General features: G+C 54.4%; 1 protein-coding gene. It reads right to left on the bottom strand.

Annotation, left to right across the window (positions count from 1 at the left end; genetic code table 11):
- Positions 1-131: 131 nt before the first annotated feature.
- A partial coding sequence (locus tag L692_RS0107490; protein ID WP_025698595.1) for a transglutaminase domain-containing protein occupies positions 132-803 on the bottom strand: 672 nt, incomplete at its 5' end.

The following is an 803-nucleotide window of genomic DNA, read 5'->3' as shown; positions in this document are numbered from 1 at the left end:
GAGGGCGAGCCCTGCTTGCGAAAAAGGCTCACTTTGTTCTCTCCTTTATAATAAAAATAAATGCCGGGACGGGGCAGCTTCGTCATCAGACCCCATCCATTGTATCACAAGCGAAGTCATGCTCTAATGCTTCAAAGCACACTTTCTTTGATATGCGTGGAATCAAAATCCGCAGGGTTGAACCAATCCCCGCTTCTCGCCCAGGTAGAATCGAGCGGAATCCAGGCTTCCCGCTTCGGGATATACACCTCGTTCCAGGCATGTGGCCCGTAGCCTCCCCGGCCGTCATAGCCGCGCCCGGTCACCACCCGCACGTCAAGTCCCTGAGACCTGGCCATTACAGCATACAGCCGCGCATAATCGATGCACACCCCAAGACGGGTATCGAAGGTGTCCTGCGGCGTCTGTTCTTTCCAAATCCGGTTCTGCTCGTAGTTCTCCGCTTTGGCGTAATCGTAGGAAATTCTCGTTCCAACCCAGTCGTAGAGCAGCCGCGCTTTGTCTTCGTCGCTCTCCGCCTTTCCGGCAATATCCGCTGCGGCGGCGGTAATATCAGAGGAAACGTCCCGGTCGATAATTTCATACTTGCGCCGGAGAATATCGTTCATTTCCGCAGCGACCGCCTTGGTCAGCACCGGAAGCTTATCCTGTACGGCTGTACCGGTCACCGGCTCAATGAGCGACTCAACGCTCTGACGGTATACCGGTGATTCTTCGATATAGCGCGCCAAATCGCTGCTCGGGCTAAGACCAGTTCCCACATACAGGATGATAATCAGCAGAAGGCACCTTACAACGCCTAT

Origin of the sequence: Paenibacillus forsythiae T98, assembly GCF_000520735.1 — a bacterium.
GTDB classification, from domain to species: Bacteria; Bacillota; Bacilli; order Paenibacillales; family Paenibacillaceae; genus Paenibacillus_AQ; species Paenibacillus_AQ forsythiae.
The sequence above is the reverse complement of the archived record's forward strand: the minus strand, read 5'-3'. Positions and strand labels throughout refer to the sequence as shown.